The organism is Pontibacter sp. GD7 (assembly GCF_058216375.1).
Genome location: NZ_JBYZMP010000006.1, coordinates 37,491 through 54,754 on the forward strand (window position 1 = coordinate 37,491; position 17,264 = coordinate 54,754).

At 46.6% G+C, this 17,264-nt stretch carries 15 protein-coding genes; 3 read left to right on the forward strand and 12 right to left on the reverse strand.

Annotation, left to right across the window (positions count from 1 at the left end):
* Nucleotides 1-7: 7 nt before the first annotated feature.
* From AC4BAP_RS10880 to AC4BAP_RS10930, 11 genes are all read right to left on the reverse strand, one after another.
* The gene (locus AC4BAP_RS10880; protein WP_490582677.1) at nt 8-1,531 is read right to left on the reverse strand and encodes a lytic transglycosylase domain-containing protein; all 1,524 of its coding nucleotides are present in this window, start codon (nt 1,529-1,531) and stop codon (nt 8-10) included.
* A gap of 6 nt (nt 1,532-1,537) precedes the next feature.
* Nucleotides 1,538-2,974, reverse strand: coding sequence for an Asp-tRNA(Asn)/Glu-tRNA(Gln) amidotransferase subunit GatA (gatA, locus tag AC4BAP_RS10885; RefSeq protein ID WP_490582678.1), 1,437 nt, complete (start codon nt 2,972-2,974; stop codon nt 1,538-1,540).
* A 1-nt stretch (nt 2,975) separates the two neighbouring features.
* Nucleotides 2,976-3,188 (reverse strand): Sec-independent protein translocase subunit TatA/TatB, encoded by a 213-nt coding sequence (locus AC4BAP_RS10890; RefSeq protein ID WP_490582679.1) that lies wholly within the window; start codon nt 3,186-3,188, stop codon nt 2,976-2,978.
* Nucleotides 3,189-3,214: 26 nt separating this feature from the next.
* Nucleotides 3,215-3,424, reverse strand: coding sequence for a Sec-independent protein translocase subunit TatA/TatB (locus AC4BAP_RS10895; protein WP_490582680.1), 210 nt, complete (start codon nt 3,422-3,424; stop codon nt 3,215-3,217).
* An 856-nt stretch (nt 3,425-4,280) separates the two neighbouring features.
* Nucleotides 4,281-5,516 carry a murein hydrolase activator EnvC family protein gene (locus tag AC4BAP_RS10900; RefSeq protein WP_490582681.1) on the reverse strand — a complete coding sequence of 412 codons (1,236 nt, stop codon included), beginning with the start codon at nt 5,514-5,516 and terminating at the stop codon, nt 4,281-4,283.
* 75 nt (nt 5,517-5,591) lie between these two features.
* Nucleotides 5,592-6,344 (reverse strand): lipoprotein insertase outer membrane protein LolB1, encoded by a 753-nt coding sequence (gene lolB1 / locus AC4BAP_RS10905; protein WP_490582682.1) that lies wholly within the window; start codon nt 6,342-6,344, stop codon nt 5,592-5,594.
* Entirely contained in the window at nt 6,337-8,097 is a 1,761-nt protein-coding gene (locus tag AC4BAP_RS10910; RefSeq protein WP_490582683.1) for a tetratricopeptide repeat protein, read from the reverse strand. The genes lolB1 and AC4BAP_RS10910 overlap by 8 nt, the downstream gene beginning before the upstream one ends.
* Before the next feature lie 4 nt (nt 8,098-8,101).
* Nucleotides 8,102-9,109, reverse strand: a complete 1,008-nt coding sequence (locus AC4BAP_RS10915; RefSeq protein ID WP_490582684.1) for a sugar phosphate nucleotidyltransferase — start codon at nt 9,107-9,109, stop codon at nt 8,102-8,104.
* A gap of 253 nt (nt 9,110-9,362) precedes the next feature.
* Nucleotides 9,363-9,812 carry a dUTP diphosphatase gene (gene dut / locus AC4BAP_RS10920; protein WP_490582685.1) on the reverse strand — a complete coding sequence of 150 codons (450 nt, stop codon included), beginning with the start codon at nt 9,810-9,812 and terminating at the stop codon, nt 9,363-9,365.
* A 12-nt stretch (nt 9,813-9,824) separates the two neighbouring features.
* On the reverse strand, nt 9,825-11,318 hold the full coding sequence (locus AC4BAP_RS10925) for a lipopolysaccharide biosynthesis protein (RefSeq protein WP_490582686.1): 1,494 nt from the start codon (nt 11,316-11,318) through the stop codon (nt 9,825-9,827).
* Nucleotides 11,319-11,351: 33 nt separating this feature from the next.
* A complete protein-coding gene (locus AC4BAP_RS10930) occupies nt 11,352-12,134 on the reverse strand; it encodes an enoyl-CoA hydratase/isomerase family protein (protein ID WP_490582687.1) in 783 nt (260 codons plus the stop codon).
* A 182-nt stretch (nt 12,135-12,316) separates the two neighbouring features.
* Between AC4BAP_RS10930 and mscL the strand changes: the two genes are divergently transcribed.
* The 3 genes from mscL to AC4BAP_RS10945 all read left to right on the forward strand — a co-directional run bounded on the left by mscL (nt 12,317) and on the right by AC4BAP_RS10945 (nt 14,204).
* A complete protein-coding gene (mscL, locus tag AC4BAP_RS10935; RefSeq protein WP_490582688.1) occupies nt 12,317-12,763 on the forward strand; it encodes a large-conductance mechanosensitive channel protein MscL in 447 nt (148 codons plus the stop codon).
* Nucleotides 12,764-12,807: 44 nt separating this feature from the next.
* On the forward strand, nt 12,808-13,752 hold the full coding sequence (locus AC4BAP_RS10940) for a DUF3078 domain-containing protein (RefSeq protein ID WP_490582689.1): 945 nt from the start codon (nt 12,808-12,810) through the stop codon (nt 13,750-13,752).
* 92 nt (nt 13,753-13,844) lie between these two features.
* Nucleotides 13,845-14,204 carry a hypothetical protein gene (locus AC4BAP_RS10945; RefSeq protein ID WP_490582690.1) on the forward strand — a complete coding sequence of 120 codons (360 nt, stop codon included), beginning with the start codon at nt 13,845-13,847 and terminating at the stop codon, nt 14,202-14,204.
* 76 nt (nt 14,205-14,280) lie between these two features.
* Here the strand turns inward: AC4BAP_RS10945 and infB are convergent, their stop codons facing one another.
* The gene (infB, locus tag AC4BAP_RS10950) at nt 14,281-17,253 is read right to left on the reverse strand and encodes a translation initiation factor IF-2 (protein ID WP_490582691.1); all 2,973 of its coding nucleotides are present in this window, start codon (nt 17,251-17,253) and stop codon (nt 14,281-14,283) included.
* Nucleotides 17,254-17,264 lie beyond the last annotated feature (11 nt).

Genomic DNA, 17,264 nt, shown 5'->3' on the forward strand with positions numbered 1-17,264 from the left:
CAGGCTGTTATCCTAATATTAATTTTTGACCCGGCTGAATGGCGTTCGTCTTCAGTTTGTTAAGCTTTTTGATCTGCTCCACGGTTATGCCATCGTAGCGCTGCGAGATATTCCAGAGGGTGTCGCCGGGCTGCACATGGTGGATCAGTGCTTCTGCCTTGATCTTTTCGACGGCAGGTTTTGCCGCGGGCTGCTTAGTGGTTGTGTTGCTTTCCCTGTTTGAGGCCAGCAACGTGGTTGCAGCTTCTTCTGCAGGCTTCAGGACAACAAGTTTCTGGCCCGGCATGATGCTGCTGCCTTTTATGTCATTCCAGGCTTTAAGGTCTTCCAGGCTTACACTGTGGTCTTTGGCGATATTTGAAAGGTTGTCGCCACGGCGGACTGTGTAAGTAGTCTTGTCAGTTGCCTTTGGTTCCTGCTTCTCTGTTTTCTCTGGTGCGGCACTTGCCAGCAACGCTGTGTTTTTAGCAGGCTCTGGGGTTTCCTCTGGTTCCGGCTCTTTTACAGGCGCGGCCGCCAAAAGTATACACTCCTTATCTGTCAGGTTTGCTACAAGCCTTGCCGACTGGGCCGGTATCTTTATTCTGTAGTTAAGCAGATGTTGCGGAATCCGGGTCTTTTTGATCTCTGGGTTCAACGCCATCAACTGTGCAGTGGTAATGTGCAGTTCCGCTGCCAGTTTCTCCAGGTCCACCTCCTTGTTCAATTCAAGGTAAGCTACATCGGGGGTGTAAAGTATAGAATCGGAGAAGATATTGTGCTCCGCAGCATAGTTCATGGCATAGATTACTGCAGTCATGTTAGGAACATAGCTGCGGGTTTCGCGGGGCAGGTGAGGGAAGATCTCCCAGAAGGTGCGGGTGCCACCGCCGGCTTTCCGGATAGCTTTGTTCACGTTGCCAGGGCCGCAGTTATAGGCTGCCATAGCCAGTTCCCAGTCGCCGTAAGTTCTGTAAAGTCTTTTCAGGAAACGCATGGCCGCATCCGTGGATTTCTCAGGGTCCATACGTTCATCGATGTATTGGTTTTGTTCCAGGCCATACTCCCTGCCTGTAACTTTGATGAATTGCCAAAGCCCAACAGCACCTGCCCAGGATGCAGCCTTCGGGTTTAAACCGGACTCAACAATGGCAAGGTACTTTAAATCGCGGGGCATGTTGTGCTTTTCAAGGTATTTCTCAAAAAGCGGGAAGTATACGTTTTCACGCGACAGCATGGTGCGGGTATACTTTCTGTTACGGATCGTAAAATAATCAATGTGTGACCGCACAAAGTTATTAAACACCAACGGGATGTCAGACTCAATACAGCTCAGACGATCCTGAATAACCTCGTTGGGCTCGTTTGGGATATACTCTACGAGCAGGGCCAGGTCGTCCTGTGATAGTTTGGTGGTATCCTTTGCCGGTCTAAGGGTGTCTTCCAGCGTAGGGTTATCCAGGGTAAAACCATAATTGGCAGCTTGTGCCTGTAATGCACAAAAGCTGCCAATTATAGCCACTATAACTGTAAACAGTCTTAAATTAGTCATGTAGTGTTATGCTTCAACGGTAATCTTATCCAAGATGTAATTCGAGAAAGCCAGCAGTTGCGGTTCCTCGAAGGCGCGGGTCATCAGCTGCAACCCGATGGAAAGGCCGTTGGCATCGCGACCAACTGGAATTGAAATAGCCGGTACGCCTGCTAACGAGGCCTGCACGGTGAAGATATCAGCTAAGTACATCGCTAACGGATTAGCAGTGTTCTCACCGATCTTAAAGGCGGTAGTAGGAGCAGTAGGCAAGATCAGAAAATCATATGCCTGCAGCAACTCATCCGTCTTCTCCTTTATTAATCTTCTAACGCGCTGAGCCTTTGTATAGTATGCGTCATAGTAATCGGCACTTAAAACGAAGGTGCCCAGCATGATACGGCGCTGTACCTCAGGTCCAAAGCCCTCAGATCTCGTTTTCTTGTATAAAGAAGTAAGGTCTGTTGCGTTTTCTGAGCGGTATCCATACTTAACGCCATCGTAGCGGCCCAAATTTGAACTGGCCTCTGCGGTGGTAAGGATATAATAGGTCGGCACCATGTAATCCAGGTAAGGGAACTCCACCGCCTCAACGGTATGGCCTGCCTCTTTCAGCATGTCCTTAACGCCAAGTATAGAATCCTTAACATCTGTATCTAAGCCTTCGCTTTCGAAGCAGTCGCGGATGTAACCGATCTTATACTTTTTGTCGGAGGTAAGCAGTTCGCTGTACGCGGGTACCTCGCGCTGACTAACAGTGCTGTCATACTCATCCTTGCCGGCCATTACCTCCAGTAGCAGTGCCGCATCCGAAACGCTTTTAGAAATAATGCCTATCTGGTCGAAAGACGATGCATAAGCAATCAGGCCGTAGCGTGAAATGCGTGAATAGGTAGGCTTTAAGCCCACTACACCACAAAATGACGCTGGCTGACGCACAGAGCCCCCTGTGTCGGAGCCGATGGAGGCCAGGCACAGGTCGGCTTGCACTGCAACGGCAGAGCCACCCGACGAACCGCCAGGCACACGCGTGGTGTCGTCTGCGTTAAGCGCCGGACCAAATGATGAGTTCTCATTGGAGGCACCCATAGCAAACTCGTCGCAGTTCTGACGACCTATGATAATAGCGTCTTCGGCAAGCAATCGCTGTACTGCAGTGGCAGTATACAATGATTTGAAGCCGTTCAGGATCTGACTTGAGGCTTGCAGGCTATGGTTTTCATAAGCCAGCACATCTTTTAAGCCAATCACCATGCCGGCCAGCTTGCCAGCCGTGCCGTTTGTGAGTTTATGGTCTACGATGTCGGCCTGTGTAAAAGCTTCCTGCTCAAAAGTTTCAAGAAACGCATTAAGCTCAGCCTTCTCTTTTATATTGTGGAGATAGTGTTCCACCAGCTGACGGCACGTAACCTGACCATTGGCAAGGTCAGTGCGGATCTCCTGTAGCGAATTATACTGTTTCAATCTATTTTGACTTCTTTTCGTCTTCGATAGAACGCTCTAGTTCGTGTTTAATTTCGTTGGTCGCATCTTTAAACTCCCTCATGCCACGGCCAAAAGAGCGGGCAATACCTGGTATGCGATCTGCGCCAAACAATAATAGAATTGCTGTCATGATGACAAGCATCTCTCCTCCTCCCAGGTCTCCCAGGAAAAGAAGTATTGTGGTTAAGCACATAGTCTATAATGACAGATTACCGGGTGTTATTTGCGGTCGTCGTCTTTTACAGAAGATTCGATTTCGTTCTTAACTTCTTTCGTAGCGTCTTTAAACTCCCTGATGCCACGGCCAAGGCCTTTCGCAAGTTCAGGAATACGCTTAGCGCCAAAAAGCAAAAGGATAACTACCAGAATAAGAATTACCTCTGTGCCACCAAGACCACCAATGAATAGGAAAATGTTATTGATTTCCATGTTGTTGAAATTAAAAAATGTATGCTGCAAAATTAGGGTTAATATTTTAAATAAACCCACAACAGCCGAGATAAGTTTAATATGGTAGAAGTAATGGATAATTAGTTTCCTGTCATGCTGGTTATCACTGTTCTGCCTCTGGATTTTTGCAGAATAACAGAAGCATATTCAGGTAAATGAGCTAGTTGAGGGAGGTAAAAATATTTAGAGCAATTCTGTTTTTCCCAATAAGGGACTTTTTGATCTAATTTTGTCTATATTTGGGAATAATAGTATAATGGCGGTTTTTAAATACTGTTGATATTCAGTGTTTTAATGATTGTGATTGAGTTTGGCATCATGCTTGTAAATAGTATGTCAAGAAGCAGAAGGCTTATCAAATAATTTATATTCTGGATAAAAAGCCGAAGGTACTATACTTCTCTTTTAACTTCAAAATTTTAATTTGCTTAACAGGAAACCCGAATCTTTTAAAAAAGGTATATGGTTTGCAACAAAAGAAGTTAAATAGCAGTATAGCTATACAAGAATTCAGCGTAAAACTTGAATAATTAATTAATTATTTGTTTGTTTGAACTCCAGTTACTAATTTAGAGTTAGAATATTATAGTGCTAGTTTTGGAAACCCGGAACAGCATTCATATATAAAATATTAAGTTTGTTTTCATAGCTTGGAAAGGCACCCTGCACTGTAGGGTGTTTTTTTGTTTTATAGCTATATGTAATTAATGCTACTTTATACTTGCAATTGCAGCTAAATCCCCTAAACAGCCATTTTTGTAACCTGTGGGGGTTTCTAAATAAAAAAACTCATGCTGTGCAGCATGAGTTTCCCATTTATGGACAAAGCGTGGCTTTACTTTCTGATCAGCCATGCTTCCGGATTCATATTATCACTGTTCTTCCACACCTGAAACTGTAGCTCGGTTGTACCATCCGAATCAGTGTACACCGTACCGATCACATCTTTTAGCTTTACATCCTGGCCAACAGACACGCTCACTGACTTAAGCTTGGCATAAACAGTAAAATACTCGCCGTGCTGTATCATCACGATGTTGTTCATGCCGGGTACGGATGCCACCGTTAATACTTTCCCTTCAAAAATAGCTCGTGCCGCTGCTCCCTGCGCGGTTTGTATATCTACGCCGCGGTTCTCGACCACAACTCCTTTAAGTACCGGGTGGTTATGGCGGCCAAACTTCTGCGAGATAAAGCCTCTCTCAACAGGCCAGGCCAGCCTGCCTTTGTTACCTGCAAAAGAAGAGGAGATAAGGGCCGCCTCCGGGGTTAGCGTCATTTTGCTGCTGCTGCCGCTGGAAGCCTTGCCAGCCTCACGTGCTGCGCGGGCTGCACGGGCAATTTCCTCCCGCACTATGTCAGCAATAAGCTTGTCCAGTTTCTTTACTGCTTGCTGGCGCTGCGCCACTTCCTGCTTTAGTTCGCTCTCCTGCTTGCTTAACCTGTTTATAACGCTGTCTTGCTGCACTTTTAAAGTTTGCAGGTTTTTACTCTCGGCTATCTGCTTGCCTAACAAGCCCTGTTTTTGCCTGCGCTTAGACTCCAGTAAATGCAACTGCCCGGTAAGGGCTGCCTGTACTTTGTTTATCTGCTCTACCTGTTTCTGGCGTGCCTCAGAATATTGTTGAAGGTAGCGGAGGCGCATAACCAGTTGGTTAAATGACTCCGATGCAAACAGGAACATGAGTTTATTGTAGCTGTTGGCTGTTTTGGAGGCGGCATACACCATGGTTGCATATTCCGCTTTAAGCTTGTCCAGGTCTTTTTCCAGGGACTTAACTATACCTTCCGTCTCTTTTACATCCGACTCGATGTAAGTGATCTCTTTAGAAATGTTGCTGATGACGCCTTTCTGGACATCGATCTTTTCCTTGATGGCGTTAAGCTGGCCAATAGAGGCCTCTTTTTCCTTCTTGGTTTGCTGTAGTATCTGGTTGGCTTGTTTAATGCGGTTAAGGTTTTCCCTTTTCTCCTTTTCTAGCTGTGCCTTTGATTTGCTTTGTTGGGCTACTATAGCCAGGGGCAGGAATAGGAAACACAGTAAAAAAACAAATTTGTAAAGGGCCTTCATTAAACTACAGGTTGGTATACACTTAGTTTACAAATATGGCAAAACTATAAATGAAGTACCAACCTCGGGGCAGATTTAATTAAATGTTAGGCGTTTATAATCCTTTGGAATCGAAAAGGGGAAATCAAGTACCTCGTCGCTGATGGCAATGCGGCTGTGCTTCAGGGTCAGGTCTGTAACCTCGCCCTCCTGAAGAACCTGTGCGGCAAGGTCGTGGGCAAATGGTACAGCGCCTACATTGTTAAAGCTGTTATACTTTACTGTAATGGAGTTGCCGTTGCTGTTGTCCTGTACATTCAGCTGCTTTAGCTTGTTGTTGTCCAGGGCAATAAAGTAATCGAAGAGCAGGTTCTGGCGATTTTGCTGTATATGCTGCAGGCTTTCTTTAGCCATGACTTTCTCAGAGCCCTGCGCCTGGTAATTGCCAAGTATAATGGATTGGATAACATCAAAATCTACATCCACATTTAGTTTGCTTCTGAGGAAACGGTAATCTGTAGCTGCAAACTCTTTCTGCAGGCGGTTGATCATAAACACCGAGTCCTGTGTTAACATAAGGCGGGCAGCCTCTATGCCCAGGCCGGGTTGCACCGATACCCATATCACGCTGTCCTTCTTCATGCGCAGGGTAACGCCCGACGAAAGGTTGTCATTTTTATCGTTGAAAGTAATCTGGCCTTTGGAGGTAAGGTAATTAAAGTCCAGGTTGTTGACTGTTACCCGGCCAACTGTTTCGGTGGTTTCGGATGCGGTTGTGGGTACAGTTTCTTTTTTGCAGCTTGCCAGTAAGATCACTGATAGCAAGCCCACCAAAAGGTGTTTACTCATAAAGCTTTTTGTCTTTTATTTTTTTGTCAATAAAGGCAGATGCTTCCCCTTTTAATTTAGCTTTTTGCCACTGGCTTACCGCTTCCTCTTTCTTGCCCAGCTTGTACAGTACATCGCCATAATGCTCTACGATGGTGGCGTCATCCGAAATAGCCACTGCCTGCTCCAGGTATTTTCTGGCTTCGTCATACTGCCCAAGTTTATAAAGCACCCAGGCGTAGGTGTCGAGGTAAGTCGGGTTGTTAGGATGCTGTTTAATAAGGCGCTCAGACATCTGTCTGGCCTTTTGCATGTTCTCGTTACGTAACGATAAAAAGTAACTGTAATTGTTTAGTACGTGGGCATTATCCGCATCGTGTGCCAGAACGGCCTCGTACGCTTCGTCAGATTTCTTATACTCTTTCAGGGAATTATAAGTATCCCCGAGCTGCAGGTTAAACTGTGTCACCAGGTCAGGCTCACCGGCAGAAAGTCGTTTGCCATGCTCCAGTGCCCTTGCGGCCTTCGAGTAATTCTTTTCGATCATGTGAGCAGTGCCGTTATAGAACCAGAATACTGCCTGGTTAGGGAAAAGCTCCAGGGCCTGCTCAGAATGTATCACCAATGAGTCGGCTTGTGCCAGCTCTGCATCCAGTAACACAATCTGCTGCCATATTTTAAAATGTGAGTCGTCAAGTTTTACGGCTCTCAGGTAATTATTGCGCGCCTTTTCTTTCTGCCCTACAATTGTCTGCAAGTCAGCGGCAACAGCAAATGCCTTTGCCTCGTCGGGGTGGTTCTGTATAGTAAGGTCCACCAGCTCAAGAGATACCTGCTCGATGGTAGGGTTTGGTAACTGGCGGATAAAGTCTACTAAAATGCGCACTTTCGTGTCAATGTCCAGGTCGGAGCTGGAAAACGCCTTCACTACTCTCTTTTCAGACTCAGGCAGATTGCCTTTCTGGCGGTAAAGGTCTGAAAGCATCAGGTGTACAAACGGGTTGTTAGGCTCTATGCGCAGCGCTTTGTCCAGAACGGAAATAGCTTGATCCGGCTTTTTACTTACATTATAGAGCTCAGCCTGGGCTAAGAAATAACGCACCTCGTTCGGGTTGCTTACCAGCAGTTTCTCACCTTCCTGAATGGCTCTGTCTATATTCTTCTGACGCAGGTAGATCTGTTGACGGTTAACGGTTAACTGCTCCAGTTCACCAAACTGCTTTTCGATGCGCTCATACGTTTTAAGAGCATCATCGTAACGGGCCTGGGCAAGGTAAAGGTCTGCCAGGTTAAACAGGTATTCCTCAGAGCCGGGTACATTGCGCAACAGGTCGTTGTAAGCCTGTGCGGCCGCATCAAACTGCTTTTGCTCTGTGTGCAACTGAGCCAGTAAAAGATAATAGTATGCGTTTTTTGTATCCTGCGCGATGGCAGCATGTGCAAAAGGTACAGCAGCCTTGGGGTCTTTTAGCAGGAGGTAGGTTTCTCCGATCTTATAGTTTAGAGCTGCGTTGTTTGGGGTAATAGTATAGGCTTTCTGAAAAAGCTGGAGGGCTTGTTGATAGTCCTCCAGCATAAAGTATTTCAGGCCATCCAGAAACATCGCCTCGCTTATCTGCCTGTCGTGCTCAGATGGAGCATTAACCGGAGCCTGGGCCGTAACAGCTTCTTTTGCTGCTTTAGCCTTTTTTTTAGAAGACTGAGCGTTGGCGTCCGCCACTGCCAGCAAAGATACGCAGCAGGCGGCAAGCAAGATGTTTCTGAAGGTATTCATGGGTCTAGTCTATAAGCGTATTGTAGTCGCCGAGGCTTAAGTCGGACTGACGACCTTCATAAACAACAAAATTGCCAAGCATTGAGTTTGTTATGCTGCCATTTTTGATGCCGGTGTTCTCCTGAACAATGGAGTTGCTTATTACAGAGTTATATACGCTTGTATCATTGCCGATGGAAACGTGCGGTCCAATTACTGAATTTGTAAGCTGCACATTCTCACCAATGTATACTGGGGGTATAATTACCGTGTTCTCCAGTTTCGCCGTAGAGGCTATCAGTCCCTCCTCGTCTTTTATATACTCTAAATAGCGTTGATTAGTATAAACTGTTGCGTTTTTATTTCCGCAATCCAGCCATTCAGAGATAACGGCAGGTATAAACTTAGTACCCTTGTTCTTCATGTTCTCCAGGGCATTGGTTAGCTGGTACTCACCTTTATCCTTGATGTCGTTGTCGAGCAGGTACTGAAGTTCCTGGCGCAGGTACTCACCGTCGCGGAAATAGTAGATGCCGATGATGGCCAGGTCGGATACAAACTCCTGTGGCTTCTCTACAAAATCCGTTATTTCGTTGTTGTCATTCAGCTTGATCACGCCAAACGGACGCGGGTCCTCTACGCGCTGTACCCAGATAGTGCCGTCGGCATTGGTGTCCAGTTTGAAATCTGCTTTGAACAGGGTATCTGCGAAGGCAACTACTACCTTACCTTTAAGGGCATCTTTGGCGCACATAATAGCATGGGCAGTGCCCAGAGCCTCGTCCTGGTAATGGATTGTTCCTTCCGCACCTATTTTCGCGGCTATATCTTTAAGGTCAGCCTCAACCTGCTCACCAAAATGGCCGATCACGAAAGCAACTTCTTCGATAGGTTCCTGGCATACTTTGGCAATATCCTCTACCAGGCGCTGCACAATGGGCTTGCCTGCAATCGGGATAAGTGGTTTCGGTACTGTTAATGTGTGGGGGCGCATACGCTTGCCCATACCTGCCATCGGTATTATTATCCTCATAGCTATTTCTTTTTGGTTTAAACTAAATTATATAATTGGTGCCACAGCGTAAGCCGTAGGTTTTTTTCGTTATTAGTTGATGGTTATTCGTTGTTGGAATTCGTTATTCGTTAATGGTTGTTCGTTATTTGGATATAGAGCGCTGCTTAAATCAGTCATTGTTGGCTGATAAATACTTCTACAAAATTATTTACTGTATTGGATTTATACTTTTATCAGAATCCAACAACGAATAACGAACAACCAACAACGACTATTTCGTGCCTGTGCTGCCGTAGCCGCCTGCGCCTCGTTCAGTGTCCGTAAGGGCCTCGGCCTCGCTCCATGCTACGCGCTCATACTTTGCCACTACCATCTGGGCGATGCGCTCACCGTCTTCTACCACAAACTCCTGATCAGACAGGTTAACCAGTAGCACCTTGATCTCGCCACGGTAATCTGCGTCTATAGTGCCAGGGCTGTTTACGATAGAAATGCCGTGTTTGTAGGCCAGGCCGCTGCGAGGGCGAATCTGCGCCTCATGGCCTTCGGGCAACTCTATGAAAAGACCGGTTGGAAGCAACGCACGCTGAAGGGGTTTAAGTATAACAGGCGCTTCTAAATTTGCTCTCAGGTCCATTCCAGCAGAATGAATAGTTTGGTACGATGGGAGCGCGTGTTTAGACTGGTTAATGACATTAACCTTAAGGGTGTTGTTTTTCATTCTGAAAAATGCTTAAAATTTAAGAAAGCGAGGACGCTCACGTAGCCATACTACTACCGGAAAAGCAGCAGACACAGCCAAATGAAACGCATGACGCAGCCAGAAGTTATCAATTTCTATGGCCAATGCCAACCACACCAAAGCAATTGCTAATAAAATGTAGCCGGCTAAGGCCTTTACAGGGTAGGGGATTGGGTAATACCGGTTGCCCAGAACGTAGCTGATAAGTGCCATACTGAAGTAGCATACAAATGTGGCAATCGCTGAGCCCATGTAACCAAGTACAGGTATAAGCAACAAGTTGAAAAGTATAGTTATGGCGGCTCCCCCAAAACTGATGTAAGTGCCATACTTTGTCTTGTCTGTCAGTTTAAACCACACCGACAGGTTATAGTATACGCCCAAAAACAGGTTTGCCAACAGCAACACCGGCACTACCATAATACCTTCACGGTAGGCTTCGCTACGAAGCAACAGGGCGAAGTCCTCCAAATTGGCCGAGATAAACAGGAAAATGAAAGCGCAGGCAATCACAAACCACTTCATCACCAGGGCAAAAGTATAAGGCGAGTTCTTGTCATCGGCCTGAGAGAAGAAGAAGGGCTCAGCGGCATACCTGAATGCCTGTATGGTGAGTGTCATGAAGATAGCCAGTTTATAGCAGGCACTGTAAACACCCACGGCTGCCATGTTGCTGGTATTGGGATAGAAACCCTCCGGCAGGAAACGCTCTAAAAGTATACGGTCTATCACTTCGTTTACCACACCGGCAAGGCCCATAAACAGCAGGGGATAAGCGTAGTGCAGCATTGGCTTTAGCTGTTCCAGGTCCAGCCTGAACCTGAATGCGGCAAATTCACGCCACAGCATGGGTATTAAAAGGGCGTTGGCCACCAGGTTTATCAGGAAAATATAGCCAATGCCAAAATCCGGGTTGTAAATTGTGGTGATAGCCGGCCGCAGCGCAGTCAGGTAATCGCCTTGGTAAATGTCGCGGCAAATAACCAGGAAAAACATGTTGGCCCCAACCGTGATCAGTATGTTTGCCAGTTTTATAGAGGCAAACTTCATGGCCTTATTTTCGAGGCGCAGTTTGGCAAAAGGTATGGAAACAATGGCGTCGATGGCCAGAACAATTGCCAGCCACACAATGTACTCTTCGTGGTTAGGCAACCCAACGTAGGCAGCAATTGGCTCTGCTAATAGTATAAGCCCCCCTGAAAGTATAACAGAGGTAAGTATAATGGAGGTTAAGGTTCTGTTATATAGTGCCTGTTTGTCTGCCCCCGGTTTGTTTGCAAAACGGAAGAAAGCCGTCTCCATGCCATATGTAAACAGGATATTGAAGAAAGCCGTGAACGAGTACAGGTATGAAACGATACCGTATTCTTCGCGCAGGAAAACGGCAGTATAAACAGGAACGAGTAAATAATTTAAAGCCCTGCCTATAATACTGCTCAAACCATAGGCAGCAGTCTGCCCGACCAGTTTTTTGGCTATACTCATACTTTAAAAGGGTCGGGTGAGGGAAGAATAGGATTAAATGCCTTTGAACTCTGGTTTACGTTTTTCAAGGAAGGCGCTGGTGCCTTCAACAAAGTCCTCGGAAGAGCAGCAGCGTGCAAAAGAGTTGGCCTCCGTCTGGTAGCCGTTTTCGTCTTTGTCGTACACAGCATTTATGCACTCAATCACAAGGCCAATTGCCAGCGGCGCTTTGCCCATGATCTTGTTCAGGATGTCCGTGCATTTAAGTATAAGGTCCTCCTGTGGTACCACGTGGTTTACAAGGCCCAGCTGCCTGGCTTCCTCTGCCGTGATCATGTCGCCGGTCATCATCAGTTCCATGGCTTTGCCTTTGCCAATCAGCTGTGTCATGCGCTGTGTGCCGCCGTAACCCGGGATCACGCCCAGGTTTACCTCAGGCTGGCCAAAGCGGGCATTCTCGCTGGCAATGCGCATGTGGCAAGCCATAGCTAGTTCGCAACCACCACCCAGTGCAAATCCGTTTACAGCCGCAATTACAGGCTTGTTGCAACGTTCTATCATGGCAAATACTTCCTGGCCTCTCTCGGCAAAGCTCCTTGCGTTTACTTCGCTAAGCTCAGCGATCTCAGCAATATCGGCACCTGCTACAAACGCTTTCGGGCCTGCGCCCGTAAAAATTGCGCCCTTTACATCCACATCGTCGTACACTTGCTGCATGGCAGTTTTTATCTCGCGTATCGTGTCAATATTAAGCGCATTAAGCTTGTCAGCCCTGTTTATAGTGATGGTAAGTATACCGTTATTCAGGTCAAGCAGCAGGTTTTCGTATGTAGCCATAGGTCTTTTGCCTTTTCTATTCTTAATTTTTCAGCACAAATATAGTAATTTAGACAAATCTATAAGAGCCAATTTGGCTCTGTTTGGTATTGTAGCCCTGTGCTGCAGTTGTTTCAGGCACAATACTGAGTGTATAAGTATAAAGTATGAACAAAGTTTTAGTACACATATAAATTAAAAGAATGGGTTTTATTTCTGAGTTTAAAAAGTTCGCCGTAAAGGGCAATGTAATTGATCTGGCTGTTGGTGTAGTGATCGGAGCGGCCTTTGGAGGCATCACTAAATCATTGGTAGATGATGTGATCATGCCTCCGCTTGGCCTGCTGATCAGTAATGTTGATTTTTCGCGTTTGAAAGTAGTGCTGCAGGAAGCGGTAGTCGTAAATGGTGAGGTTGTGGAGCAGGCCGTTGCCATCAACTACGGTAACTTTATTCAGGCAGTGGTTAACTTTCTCATTATAGCCATGGCAATTTTTATACTTGTCAGGACCATTAATCGCCTGCGCGAGAAAGAAGCAGCAAAGCCGGCCCCTCCGGTTAACAAGCAGGAAGTGCTTTTAGCGGAGATCCGTGACCTGCTGAAAAACGACGGCGCATCAGCTACCCCTGTAAGCGAGAAAACGGTTTAAGCTTCCAGTTTCATACTTCTATTTAAATAGCAACACCTTAATTGATGATCAAATACATACTAAGTATACTTTCACTTTTAATAATATACCTTCCTGCTGCTTTTGGCCAGGACAAACAAACACAAGCTGACACAACCAATATCTGGAATTTTGGCGGCACCGGTACCGTGAATTTTAACCAGGTAAGCCTTACAAACTGGGCTGCGGGTGGCCAAAGTTCTGTTTCTGTGCTGGGTATCGTTTCTGGCTTTGCGAATTATGCCAGGGACAAGAATATCTGGGAAAACTCTTTAGACGCTACCTATGGCACCGTTAAGTTAGAAGGGCAACGTGTACGTAAAAGCGATGATAAGCTAGAGCTTAATACAAGGTATGGACATCGGGCTACTTCCAGGTGGTTTTACACTGCCCAGGTAAACTTAAAAACGCAGCTTACGCCAACTTACACTGCTGCACGCGATACATTAATCTCGGACTTCCTGGCTCCTGCTTTTATACTTGCCTCACTAGGTATGGACTATAAGCCCAACGATAAGTTCTCCGCTTTTTTGTCTCCCTTAACGGGCAAGTTTACTTATGTGCGCAGGCAGGAGCTGGCCGACAGAGGGTTGTTTGGTGTGGAGGCTGCGGAGCGGGATGCTGCCGGAGAGCTTATTCCGGGCACGGGGCAGCGGTTGCGCAAGGAGTTCGGTGGGTATGTAAACCTGAGGTACCGCAATGAGATAATGAAAAATGTCGTGCTGCTGTCAAAACTCGATTTGTTTTCCAATTATCTCAACAACCCAAAGAATGTGGATGTTAATTGGGAAAACCTGATCAACTTTAAAGTAAATAAGCTTATTGCGGCTAGTCTGTTTGTGCATATGATCTACGATGATGATATAAATATTAAACTTCCGCAGGAAGAAACAGGTGTGGCAGGCAAGAGCGGCCCCCGGCTACAGGTAAAACAGTCCCTTGGTATTGGCCTGTCTTATAGTTTTCAGTAGCTGAACTTTTAAACTTTTATGCGTTGTTCTGGATATAAATATATACATTACACGCTTTTACGCGTTGTAGTACTAGACACATGCCGTTATTTATGAAAAGATTTTTTTTGATAATGCTTAGCTTAGGCTGTTTCCTGGCTTTTTCAGAGGCTCAGGCCCAGTCTTCGGCTCAGAGCAGCACCAAATCCAAAGACGAGTATTGGGGGACTTCTAAGGTGGCCACTAAGGGCAGCACCGCAGATGCCGTTGGCAGAAGGTCGCAGGGGCTTGACAAGCGTTACAATGAGTACGAAGAAAAAGGCAGCCGCCGAAAGTCTTTTGAGAAAAAGAGGATCGCCAATAGCAAGAAGATGAAAGAGATCCTCAAAAAAGAAGAGGAAATGATGAAAAAGCATAAAAAGGATAAGAAGCAGCTGAAAAAACGCCAGAAAAGGAAGGGCTTGCTTAAATAGCTTTCGATATTTACTATAAAACAGAAAACCCCGGTTGCCACAGCAGCCGGGGTTTTCTGTTTTATTTATACTTGAATTAAAGCTTACGCTTCACTTCTTTTTCTACGTAGGCTTCAATGATGTCACCTACCTGTATGTCGTTGTAGTTCTTCAGGCTGATACCGCACTCATAACCTTGTCTTACTTCAGCAACATCGTCTTTGAAGCGTTTCAGGGCAAGTATCTCACCGTCAAGCACCACAATGCCGTCACGTACCAAGCGTACTTTCGAGTTTCTCTGGATAATACCGTCAGTAACCATACATCCGGCAATTGTACCCACTTTACTGATCTTAAATACGTCACGTACCTCAGCATTACCGATGATTTCCTCTTTAAGGGTAGGTGCAAGCATACCCTCCATCGCATCCTTCACCTCGTTAATGGCGTCGTAGATGATAGAGTACAGACGTACGTCTATTTGCTCCTGCTCTGCCAGTTTGCGTGCATTGGCTGACGGACGAACCTGGAAGCCGATGATGATGGCATCAGATGCCGAAGCAAGCAACACGTCAGATTCTGAGATGGCACCCACACCTTTGTTGATGATGTTTACCTGTACCTCGTTGGTAGATAGCTTTAACAGGGAGTCAGAAAGGGCCTCTACTGAGCCATCCACGTCACCTTTTACAATCACGTTAAGCTCCTTAAAGGTACCGATCGCTAAACGACGGCCAATTTCATCAAGCGTAATGTGCTTACGGGTACGCAAGCTCTGCTCACGCTGCATCTGAGAACGGTTTGATGCGATCTCACGTGCCTCACGCTCAGATTCCATTACCACAAACTTATCACCGGCCTGTGGTGCGCCATCCAAGCCTAACAGCTGTACCGGAGTAGACGGACCCGCTTCTTTCATCTTTCTGCCACGGTGGTCGGTCATTGCCTTTACTCTACCGTAGTGTGATCCTGCCAGTACTATATCGCCAACTTCTAACGTACCAGTTTGCACTAGTACTGTAGCCACATAACCGCGACCTTTATCTAAGGCTGCTTCAATTACAGTACCAACTGCATTTCTCTCAGGGTTAGCTTTTAACTCAAGTAGTTCTGCTTCCAGCAATACTTTCTCCAGTAGGTCATTTACACCCTGGCCAGTTTTTGCCGATACTTCTTGAGACTGATATTTACCACCCCATTCTTCTACCAGTATATTCATCTGAGCAAGTTCTTCGCGAACTTTATCAGGGTTGGCAGCAGGTTTGTCTATTTTGTTAAGTGCAATAATAATTGGTACTCCAGCTGCTTGTGCGTGATTTATAGCCTCTTTTGTCTGCGGCATCACCGAGTCATCGGCAGCTACCACAATAATAACAACGTCGGTTACTTTTGCACCACGGGCACGCATGGCCGTAAAGGCTTCGTGACCAGGAGTATCTAAGAACGTAACTGTGCGGCCACTTTCTGTTTTTACTTTATAAGCACCAATGTGCTGCGTAATACCACCTGCTTCGCCGGCTGTTACGTTTGCATCGCGGATGTAGTCTAGCAGGGAAGTTTTACCGTGGTCAACGTGACCCATGATTGTAACAATCGGTGCACGCTCTTCCAGGTCTTCCTCATTCTCCTCTACTATATCCTCCAAGCCCTGCTCTTCTTCGGTTGTCATAAACTCAACACTATAGCCAAACTCATCGGCAATAATAGTGATGGCTTCGGCATCCAGGCGTTGGTTGATTGAAACGAACATACCAAGCTGCATACACACCTTAATTACTTCGTTCACACTCACATCCATCAAGGCTGCTAAGTCGTTAGCAGAGATAAACTCTGTTACGCGTAGCATCTTAGACTCTGCCTGCTCCTGCATTCTACGCTCTTCTGTTGCATCTGCAATAGCAGAACGTTTTTCGCGGCGATACTTGGCACGGTTACCTCCTGAGCTTTTACCACCGCTAAGTTTTGCAAGCGTAGCCTTTATCTGCTCCTGAATTTCCTTATCAGATACTTCTTTCTTATCTGGTTTAGGAGCCTGCGCATGTCTTGGCCCTTTGCCAGGTTTGCCCGGACGCTGTCCTGGTCCTTGGCCTGGCCCTCTTTCAGGGCGGCCACCCTGTTGCTGACCTTGTTGCTGACCTTGCTGCTGGCCACCTTCTGTGGCCACCATAATGCGCTTACGTTTTTTCTTTTTGCCTTTCTTCTCGTCAGAAGATGCTACCGGCTTTGGTCCTTTTCTTCTCGACTCCGTTGGCAGCTCTATTTTGCCAAGTACAGTCAGACCCTTAAGCTGGTCGGCTTTTCCAGTGATCGTTTCTATTGGTTTATTATCTTTATCTGCAGCAGCTGGCTCAGGAGCTGGCGCTGCAGGTGCTTGCTGTTCAGCAGGCGGTGTAGTTTTTTCAGCTTTAGGGGCTTCAGCAGGCTTTTCTGCTTTTGGCTTTTCGGCCACAGGCTCCTTCGGAGTTTCTGCTTTTGGCGCTGCCGGTTCCGGCTGTGGCTTTTGTTCCGGTGCCTTTGGCGCCTCTTCTTTCTGAGGGGCCGCCGCAGGTGCTTCCTGTTTAGGTGCCTTTTCTTCAGCTTTTGCTTCTGGCTCCGGTGCAGCAGCTGGTTCTTGCGGCGCTGGCTCAGGCTTCTTAGGCACTGGGCGTCCTTTCGAGTCAAGCTCTATTTTGCCAAGCACTTTTATGCCTGGCAGCTTGCTTTCCGGCGTTGCCGGCTCAGGCGCTTTTGGTGCCTCTTCGGCAGGCTTTGGCTGGTGCACAGTTTTGATCTGTAACTCCTGCTCCGGCTCGCTTGTTTTCTTTGGTTCTGCATGGTGCTGTGGCTCCGACTCGATAACCTGGTTGCTCTGTGGTTTCTTGCCTATGTTTAGCTCTTCAGCCTCCTGCTTGTCCTGCATTGAGGATGCGAATTCTTTAGCCAGCATATTGAACTGCTCTGCTGTGATTTTGGCTGTTGGTTTATTCTCCACGTCAAAACCTTTAGCAGAGAGGTAGTCCACAATGGTAGATGTGCCAATGTTTAAAGTAGTCGCAACCTGTTTAAGCCTCCTTGTTGTTTCTTCTGCCATTTTGTTCTATA